Below are 9,043 nucleotides of genomic sequence, written 5' to 3'. Positions count from 1 at the left end.
AATGGCAACCTTGGTCTTAAAAGCAATTGTGAATTTTCGTTTCGTTCGTTTCATATTCATAAGTTTAAAGTTAAAAATTTTCAACTTAACTTATGGTCCGAATTTAAGGGAGTATTACATTCTTTAAATTCTTTTTGTTCTCCAAACTCCTTAATTACCTGAGGCATTATTGATAGTAGGTCAACTAGAATTTGTTTATAAGATAGTTTAAGCTCCATATCTGAATATTATTTTCAATCATAATTAAGATTAAAGTTAAATATATTTCAATTATTGACACCTATTATTTTATAATTATTGACATATTTTCATTACTTATTAAGGATAATAAAATACATACAATTGATAAGCAATGTTTCCATTGAACAAAGGTTATATTGTTTATTACAATAATTACGCTAGATGAAAACTAAACACATCTAATCAACTTGAAATGAACTATTTATAAGGTAGGAGGTTAAAGGTAATTTAGGTAAACATTCAATATTAAGATTGATGTTTTTAATTAAACATTCAATATTATTCAATACTAGTTATTAAGAAATCCAATGGTTACATTGGTAGTAGGAAACTAATCATTGCTAGGATTAGCAAAACAGCTAAGGCCAAGCAAACCTCAAGCATATTCATTTAAATATTTGAATTATAACAAAGAAAATTATTTCTTGAAGATTAGCTCTAATGGAAGCCTATATTGCTTAAATCAATAATCCTATTGCAACGGTTTAGTGGAGAATTGCAATTTTAATTTTAAATCAACTTTTATACTACAATAATAAAAGTGGAGGTTTTCCCCTCCACTTCTATTTTCTCTATGGAAAAGCAAGCGCTTATCCAATTACACTAGCAAAGGAGATTACTTTAATTCTGCATTTGTGTTTCTAATTCAGTCAATTTTTTAATAAGAAATTGAACATCTTCTTTTTCCAATACAATATGTCCTGAGTACATAGTATCTTCACTATTTTGTCCAACTTCTATATAAACCTTTCCTGAATCGTTTAAGTAACACTCCATTTCATTATTTGAATCGTCCGAAATAATTGTTTTTAAAGCCATTAGATAAATTATTAATAAGTATTATGTTTTATTAAGTGCAATATACGATTTCAATATTTTTTGGCGGTCAATCTATCTTTAATTTGATTGACAATTTAGTTCTCAAACCGGTTTCAGAAGCTTTATTAGAGTAGTGAAAAAATTATATTAACAATTGTTTAGTTATTAGAAATCACAAAACATCTGTTTTCAGGAAAATATATTAAATCAAACAATTCTATTCTTTCCTATAAATTCCAGATATAGAAGTTTTTTTAACTTTCGAAAAGTAAAATTAATTAGAGTTAAAATGGCAATAGTTTCATTGCAAATCACCACCCTCTTACTTTCTATCTCTAAATCACTAACTGTCATGAAATTAAAAGCATTCTAAACTTTTGCTTTTTAGAAATACAATGATAATATTGTTATATATATTCATTATTATTTCAAAAATTAAATAAAAAACATAACCCCATAACTATAGATTGATTTTAATGTTGAATTGTTGAAAACCCATTTCACCTACCATATTCATTGATACAATAAGTTCAACAAAAATTCAACAACCACAAGAATGCTGGATGTTGAATTTCTGTTGAACCGTAACCTATATAATTACCAATGCTTCACTTTAAATTCAACACATCAACGATTATTTATAAAGTCTTTTTCAAATCTAAAATACCTGCCTTTTTTATTAATTGTTCCCATAGTCCAATCCGATGTCTTCGGATCTATAGTTTTATAATAAAAATCATAGCTACTATTCTGATGTTCCATTTTCCATTTCTGGACTACCAATTGACTTATTTCTCTTCTTGAAACCCTTTGGTTAGTTTCTTTAAAAAGGTTGATTAAATCATTATAGGAAAGACAAATTGATTCTTGCTCGAAATCTTCAAACATTTCTTGGAGTAACAGAATCATTTCCTTTTCAAAAGAATATTTAGTTCCTTTAACCAACACATCTAAAGCTTCTGTCCTTATTTGTTCTTTGGTGAACCACATACGTGTTTTCTTCGGAGAAATAACATTTCGCTGATTAATGTAGCTTATAAACATTGGAAGTTCTTCCTCCAATATTTCCATTAAATCGGGATTTGAGCTCTCAAGTTTTGGAATTTTTCGAATCCAATATCGAATCTCTTTTTCATCAATAAAAATAAAATTATGCTCATTATTTGAACATAGCACGAATTTTCCAAAAAACAAAGTTTCAGTCTTATCCTTTCCCTTAGATTCCGTTTTGTAAACTGCCGCTGTTGAAAGATTTTTAATTCTTTCGCTATCCTCTCTCCTATCCAACAAAACTTCGTCAATTGCTACTATTAATTTCTCTGACCAATCGGAATTAAATCTACTTCTAAAATCCTCATTTTTGTTAATCGTCATATTATCCTGAAAAACAAGCTTGAGCCAATTTAAAAAAGTGGTTTTACCAGTATTTCTTTCGTCACTAACTAAACAAAGAATGGGTAAAATCTGGATTGGTCGTTGCCATAAAATTGTTAGATAATCAATACCTATCTCGTATTGTTCACCGAATATATGTTGTAAAAATTTCAATGTTACTGGAAATTTATATTCGTCATACTCCTTTGTAATATTATGCGATAATGGCATATATTTATTATAAAAGCCTTTTACTTCCTTTTTATAATCACAGTGTGATGGTTGAACAGTAAATCCTTCATATTTAGGAATATCTTTTAAAAATTCCTTTCCGTGATCATCGACAATTGTAAACCTTTTCCAAGGTATAATTGTTGAATTTGTTGTGCCGTTTAGTGTTGGTTTTTCTACTACTTTGTAGTAATCAGTGCCAATTCTTAGATATTTCATTTTCTTGGAATATTTAGGTTTAATGAACAAAATTTTCCAAAATCAGCATCTTCTTTAAATGCAACTCTTAAATTGACACCGTCAATATCTATACAGTTAGCTTTTGCTTCGATACAAGCTGAATTAATTAACTTTTCAAAATTCACATTACTAATTGAAGGGTTTTTTGCCAATTCTCCTTTCAAAATCTCCAATTTGCGAGAAATATTATGTAACACTACGTTTGGGTCTTCATATCTTTTGAACTCAATATTATAATTGATATCAACAATTATATCATTGATCAGTGCTTCGAAATAGGGATATACCGCGCTGGATTCTAACATCTTTTATATTTTAAAGATTTAACTTCCTTTAGCGAGTTTTCTAAATTTTCGCGATGTATAAATATGCGACTCCCAATACGTTCAGCTTTAAGTAATCCGCGCTTTATGTAGTTGCGCACAGTTATTTCGGAAACGGATAAAAGGATTGCAGTTTCTTTAACTGATAATTTTTGGGATTGGTTTTCCTTTTCTAATTTTTTAGTGAAAAAATTTTTTAAAGAATTTTCGACGGAGGTCTGTACTAGATCTTCGAGATCCTCCAGTTTTAAGTTGGTAATAAGCATACCGTAATTTTAGGGCGGTATGAAAATGTATCAATTTGGGAAAATGGTTAAACTTTTAAAAAAAATAGCATTTGATAATCAATTACTTATGCTGAAACTTAGATTTTCAATTTGGTTTTAATTTACTTTTTAATATTCCATTTCGACAGATTCGACTTTTTGATAGAGAGAAATGATGTCATTTGTTATATCATCGTTATCGGTTTCAAACTTCTTAATTATAGTTTTTCTCATTTTAAGTTCTAGATCATAACCATATCTGTAATTTCCATGTTTACTTGTAATTTTTACTTTTTTATTTAGAAAATCTTGATATTCACTTTTATCACCTTTATAAAAGAATCTCAGGAGATTTAGCAGATACTCCAAATGATCAAATGTCATTTCAGTATCTCTTAAATTAAAATCGAAAACCCAATCATTGGATGGATATAGCATATGAGCAAATTTTCCAAAATTTATATCTGAGTCCAGCAAATTGTATGACTTCATAAAATCAAAGATCACTCGGATAGATACAGCATTCAGATTAAATACATATTTCCGAAAAATATCATCATGATTAAATTTGTCATTTTCAAGTTCCAGAATTTTTTTATGTTGCGTATCAATAATTATTTGTTCAAAGAATTTTGAGTCAATGGCCTTAGATTTAAGGTAGTCATTGGGCAGTGAATTTTTATAACTTGATGAAAATTGAAAAGCAAGTTCATAATAAATTATGTTGCTTAATTCTGTTTGCATAGCATCTAGTAGAGAATCAAGATCTTTAGATTCATTAAAATGATATATGAAGACCATGAGCTCGTTTACTGAGTTGTTCTCTTCTACCCCCTTCCAATATAATGAGTATAATGGGTTTCGGCGTAGGTCTATAATTCTATTTTTAATATCTATATAATTACCTAAGATAAGTAAATGGTAATCCGTTAAATTAGAATACATTGAAACAATTTCGATATAATCTGCATTTTGCCTTTTAAAATTTGCTAGCCTGTTTTCAGCATTAATTGTAGATGCTTTAATTATTTGCTTTAAATGTGATTCTATGTTATTAATATTAAATCTCTCATTTAATAATTTAGTGTAATCAATGCTATTCATTAGTCCCAAGCTTTTGTCATTTCTTCCTCTCTTATTCGTTTGGAAAGTTTAATATATTTTTTAAAACTACTATAACTTTTATGACCAGTTATACTCATAATTATATCGGGTCTCATTCCCTTTTCCAAAGATAAAGTGATGAAAGTCCTTCTGGCTGTATGTGTACTAATCATTTTATACTTAGGAATTTTCTCTTCTATTCTTTCATTCCCTCTAAAAGATGTTTTGACAATAATTTCATCAAATTCAACTTTCTTACAAACCTCTTTTATGTATTTCCGAAATTTCTGTGGGCTTATAATCGGCAGGTTGTAATCATATTTTTCCAAAATTTGTCGTGAATACTTATTTAAAGGAATACCCAAATTACTTTTTTGTTTTTGGGTATTGATAAATATTTGACCGTTTCGTATATTACTTTTATTAATTCTTGAATAATCAGAATATCTCATACCACTTGCACAGCCAAGAACAAAAACATCCCTAACTTTTTCAAGACGTTTATTTTCGGAAAAATCAAAATTCCAAAGTGTTTCTAGTTCCTCAAATGAAAGTGCAATTTCATCAGTTTCACTAGAAGTTTTTTCAAATCTTTTAAAATCATAATTATTATGATACTTTCTTCCACCAGCCCAATTCATATAAGTTTTTATAAATCCTATATTGCGTCCTAATGTATTATCTTTATGCTTTAATGTCTTTCTACTATAATTTACAAACTCCACGTAAAAATCATCGTTAATTGATTTAAATGTAAGATTATATTTTTTGTCATTAGAGAAGTTTTCTAATATTTCCTTAATATTTTTATATCGCTGAAGTGTACCAGAAGTTATTTTCCCTAATTTGGTTTTTTCGTCGATAAACAATTGAAATACTGAAAAAAAGGAATGTGGTGAGGATTCAATTTTTTTAAATTGATAATCGAGCTCCTCCTTAATTAGATCTGCTTTTAGTGTTATATTCTCTGCTTCTAGTCTGGAACATATCAATTGAAAAGATTCTGCATATCTTGAAAGTTGATTTATGACCGAATTAATTTGTATTGCTTCAGTTGATCTCCCTTTTATTTTAATTGGAAATTGATTTTCAGAACTCCAATATTTAGGATGAATTTTTTCGCCAGTAGAATATTTTAAATATTTTTTTTCGCCTTTAATACTTGCTCTTAAATAAATAAGTGAAGGTTTATCGTCATTAGGACTTTTTAGATTGAAAGTATAGCTGTAATTCATATGAGGGGCATAAATAGGGGCATAAAATGTTTATAAAGAATTATATTCCGCTAATATAAACAATAATAACATTATAGCAAATATAGCGCTTAACACCACATTTTATAACACTTTGATGATAAATCACAGTAAAATGTTCGAATCCCTCTTTCTCCGCTGATGAAGTTGTCAAAAGACACTTTAAAAGTCAAAACCCTTTAAACATAACGTTTAGAGGGTTTTTTGTTTTTTGGTATATAGTCAAAATACACAATATATATCAAAGTTAAGTTACCCTATAGGTTACCCTTGAAATTCCTTAGAATTAGGGTAACTATTTCTTGAGGGAATCCTTGGGAATCCCTAGCTAACCCCCTGTTTTACTGATAATTTTACAACAAATTAAAACCGTAATATTATGATTAAAACATTTTTTTATCTGAAAACAGATAAGCAAAACAACGAAGGGGAATCTCCAATTTATGCCAAAATTAAACTGCAAGGCAAAACAACAACTTTAAGTACTGGTCGGTTTATTAATAAAGAGAGATGGGATTTTACTAATAAGTTAAGAAATCAACTTCGATTGAACTCCGAAAAGATTAGTAGAACAGCCCTCGATTCGCTAGAAAACAAAATCGAATCGATTTATTTTGAACTTTCTAAAAACAACCCAAATACTAATCTATTGGATGTTAAAAACACCCTTAATGGTAAATCTAAAATTGTTGGAGATTTAGATATTCTAAAACTATTCAAAAAACACAATGATTACTTTAAGAAGAAGTTTGAAGCTGGTGAACGTTCTAAAGCTTCACTACAAAAATATAACAGAGCAAAAGATTTATTAACGAACTATATTAAGGTGAAGCATGATAAAACATCTTTTAGTATAACTGACATTGATAATCAATTTGTTTACAACCTAGAATCCTACCTTAAATACGAATCTACTTTTAAAAGTCAAGTTGGTATTAGTCATAATTCAGTGGTAAAATATTTCCAATGCTTCAAAACAGTCTGCAAGTATGGTATTAAAAGGAATTTAATTAATAATAACCCTTTTTTAATTTTTGATGAAAAACTTGTAATAGAAGAAGCTATTTTCCTCACCAAAGATGAACTTGAAAGAATTGAAGTAAAAGAATTTAGTACGGAAAGATTAAATAGAGTTAAAGATATTTTTTTATTTTCATGCTATACTGGTTACAGTCCTGTTGATGTAGAAAAATTAACGTGTAATAATCTGATAAAAGATAACGATGACTCACTATGGATTAAAACTAATCGAGCAAAAACTAAAATAAAATCTAATGTACCCGTTTTACCTCCAGTGAAACGCATTTTAGACAAGTATTCTCATTTAGATAGTGATAGACTACTCCCAAAAATCAGTAACCAAAAGATTAACGAATATCTGAAAGAGATTGCTGATTTATGTAGGATAAATAAAAAGTTAACTCATTATGTCGCTAGACATACATTTGCAACGACAGTAACCCTAGGTAATGGAGTTGGAATTGAAAATGTTTCCAAAATGATGGGGCATACCAGAATAACAATGACCCAACATTATGCAAAAATTTTAGATTCAAATGTGAAAAAAGATATGGATGAATTAAGTCTAAAATTCGTGTAAATCAATATTTTATTTAATTTAGAAGCCCTTTAAGTAGGGCTTTTTTAATATAAAATATTCTCATGCAAAAATTAGCTGAACTAAATGACTTAATAGATAAGTCAATCGCTTTAAATATAACCTATAATCTGTCTGTTGAAAATTATAGATACAATAATGAATGGGTTACAGATTTACAGCCTAACTACTTTTCTAAACAAATTAAAAAAATAGAAAAGCTACTTGATAAAAACATTAATTATGATGAAAACAACCATGTTAAGTTTTTAAAACTTATTTATCAAGATGTAATTGAGGCTTATAAGGAGCTTACGAAGTTTAATTATGAAGATTACTCTTCACTTGATTATTCTATGCATAAATGGGATGCTGAAATCGTTTTTCCAAAGGTAGCTCCTCTAAAAGATGCTCTCATATTAGAACTACCGAATCCTGAAAACCAATTTGGTGATAGAGCAGAATATATTCTTGAAATTATTAAAGGATTTTTTGATATAGATTTTGATGAATCTTTGAATCAAGAGAAACTCAATGAGTTGCTAGCTAAAAGTTATAATATTGAAGAATCAGAATTTAACACCATATATGCCAAAGCTCACTTATCTTATGTTATAACATTACACCATCAATTAATTAAAGAAATCATATATAAATTGGATAGTTTATTATCTGTGATTCAAAAATTAGAGGACTTTTCTGATGATAATAAAACTGATTTAGATGAAATCATTAATAATCCGAATGGAATCAAACTTGAGTTCGCTATGACAAAAAAGGATATAGCTATATTCTTTCATTCACTTCATGAATTAAAGATAATTAAAACGGATACTGATAATATTCATAATTCTCAAACAAAGCTTAAAGCATTTATTGACAATTCAAATATCTATTATAAGAACAATAAAAATTTAACTAGAGTTGGAAATATAAAAAAACAATTTACAGACCTAAATAATAAGGATATAAATGGTGATGAGGTCGAATTTTTAGAAAACTTAATAGACAAATTTGAATCGAGACTAGAAGAAGTTAAGGCAAGGGAATCCTAGGGAATCCCTAGCTATACTTGACGAAAACCCAGAAATTTGCTGTATAATAATTAAAAAAGCATATTATGGGAAACAACGATTCGCACTTAGTGCTATTATCGATAGACAAGTTACAAAGTCTATTTCAGCCAGTTTTAAATAAACTGGTTGAAATTGAGAGAAACCTCAACAAAAAAGCAACTACACATAAAGTAGGTTACTACCGAAACAAAGACCTTAAAGATAAATTTGGTCTATCTCCTAACACTATAATAAAATATAGAGAATCTGGTATAATACCATTTACCATGATTGGCGAAGTGTACCTCTACCCTATAACTCAATTGGATGATATTTTAGAAAAGAATTCTAACTGGGATTTATTCCAAAATAAAGCTAGTTAGAATGTATAAGGTAACAAAATATAAAAATGTTAAGAGTCCTGTGTAGTACTACCTATTCTTTAGACCACTATCAAGCTGATTTTAGTTGAACTTGTTTTTCAAAAGTATAAAGGTTTCTTGGCTTTTGTCTTTTAATTCCCTGATGTTTTCTATTGTTG

At 28.3% G+C, this 9,043-nt stretch carries 9 protein-coding genes; 3 read left to right on the top strand and 6 right to left on the bottom strand.

Annotated features, from left to right (window positions below; translation table 11 throughout):
• Positions 1–861 precede the first annotated feature (861 nt).
• From VZD24_RS15005 to VZD24_RS14985, 6 genes are all read right to left on the bottom strand, one after another.
• Complete coding sequence (locus VZD24_RS15005; protein ID WP_342688072.1) at positions 862–1,059, bottom strand: hypothetical protein; 198 nt, start codon at positions 1,057–1,059, stop codon at positions 862–864.
• 627 nt (positions 1,060–1,686) lie between these two features.
• Positions 1,687–2,883, bottom strand: coding sequence for a primase-helicase family protein (locus VZD24_RS15000; protein ID WP_342688073.1), 1,197 nt, complete (start codon positions 2,881–2,883; stop codon positions 1,687–1,689).
• Entirely contained in the window at positions 2,880–3,209 is a 330-nt protein-coding gene (locus tag VZD24_RS14995; RefSeq protein ID WP_342688074.1) for a hypothetical protein, read from the bottom strand. The genes VZD24_RS15000 and VZD24_RS14995 overlap by 4 nt, the downstream gene beginning before the upstream one ends.
• Positions 3,203–3,493, bottom strand: coding sequence for a helix-turn-helix domain-containing protein (locus VZD24_RS15280; protein WP_373693836.1), 291 nt, complete (start codon positions 3,491–3,493; stop codon positions 3,203–3,205). The genes VZD24_RS14995 and VZD24_RS15280 overlap by 7 nt, the downstream gene beginning before the upstream one ends.
• 129 nt (positions 3,494–3,622) lie before the next feature.
• Complete coding sequence (locus VZD24_RS14990) at positions 3,623–4,597, bottom strand: hypothetical protein (protein ID WP_342688075.1); 975 nt, start codon at positions 4,595–4,597, stop codon at positions 3,623–3,625.
• Entirely contained in the window at positions 4,597–5,832 is a 1,236-nt protein-coding gene (locus VZD24_RS14985) for a site-specific integrase (RefSeq protein ID WP_342688076.1), read from the bottom strand. The genes VZD24_RS14990 and VZD24_RS14985 overlap by 1 nt, the downstream gene beginning before the upstream one ends.
• Before the next feature lie 397 nt (positions 5,833–6,229).
• Between VZD24_RS14985 and VZD24_RS14980 the strand changes: the two genes are divergently transcribed.
• From VZD24_RS14980 to VZD24_RS14970, 3 genes are all read left to right on the top strand, one after another.
• Positions 6,230–7,450: a site-specific integrase gene (locus VZD24_RS14980; RefSeq protein WP_342688077.1), complete on the top strand. Its 1,221-nt coding sequence runs from the start codon at positions 6,230–6,232 to the stop codon at positions 7,448–7,450.
• Between the two features lie 62 nt (positions 7,451–7,512).
• On the top strand, positions 7,513–8,502 hold the full coding sequence (locus VZD24_RS14975) for a hypothetical protein (RefSeq protein WP_342688078.1): 990 nt from the start codon (positions 7,513–7,515) through the stop codon (positions 8,500–8,502).
• A 65-nt stretch (positions 8,503–8,567) separates the two neighbouring features.
• Complete coding sequence (locus VZD24_RS14970; protein ID WP_342688079.1) at positions 8,568–8,885, top strand: helix-turn-helix domain-containing protein; 318 nt, start codon at positions 8,568–8,570, stop codon at positions 8,883–8,885.
• Positions 8,886–9,043: the final 158 nt, after the last annotated feature.

It is taken from the genome of Aequorivita flava (assembly GCF_038742595.1).
Lineage (GTDB): Bacteria > Bacteroidota > Bacteroidia > Flavobacteriales > Flavobacteriaceae > Aequorivita > Aequorivita marisscotiae.
The sequence above is the reverse complement of the archived record's forward strand: the minus strand, read 5'-3'. Positions and strand labels throughout refer to the sequence as shown.

Excerpts from the sequence above, each read along its gene's own strand:
- VZD24_RS15005 (WP_342688072.1), bottom strand. The coding sequence starts at position 1,059 with ATGGCTTTAAAAACAATTATTTCGGACGATTCAAATAATGAAATGGAG.
- VZD24_RS14995 (WP_342688074.1), bottom strand. The coding sequence starts at position 3,209 with ATGTTAGAATCCAGCGCGGTATATCCCTATTTCGAAGCACTGATCAAT.
- VZD24_RS14980 (WP_342688077.1), top strand. The coding sequence starts at position 6,230 with ATGATTAAAACATTTTTTTATCTGAAAACAGATAAGCAAAACAACGAA.
- VZD24_RS14990 (WP_342688075.1), bottom strand. The coding sequence starts at position 4,597 with ATGAATAGCATTGATTACACTAAATTATTAAATGAGAGATTTAATATT.
- VZD24_RS14985 (WP_342688076.1), bottom strand. The coding sequence starts at position 5,832 with ATGAATTACAGCTATACTTTCAATCTAAAAAGTCCTAATGACGATAAA.
- VZD24_RS14970 (WP_342688079.1), top strand. The coding sequence starts at position 8,568 with ATGGGAAACAACGATTCGCACTTAGTGCTATTATCGATAGACAAGTTA.
- VZD24_RS14975 (WP_342688078.1), top strand. The coding sequence starts at position 7,513 with ATGCAAAAATTAGCTGAACTAAATGACTTAATAGATAAGTCAATCGCT.
- VZD24_RS15280 (WP_373693836.1), bottom strand. The coding sequence starts at position 3,493 with ATGCTTATTACCAACTTAAAACTGGAGGATCTCGAAGATCTAGTACAG.
- VZD24_RS15000 (WP_342688073.1), bottom strand. The coding sequence starts at position 2,883 with ATGAAATATCTAAGAATTGGCACTGATTACTACAAAGTAGTAGAAAAA.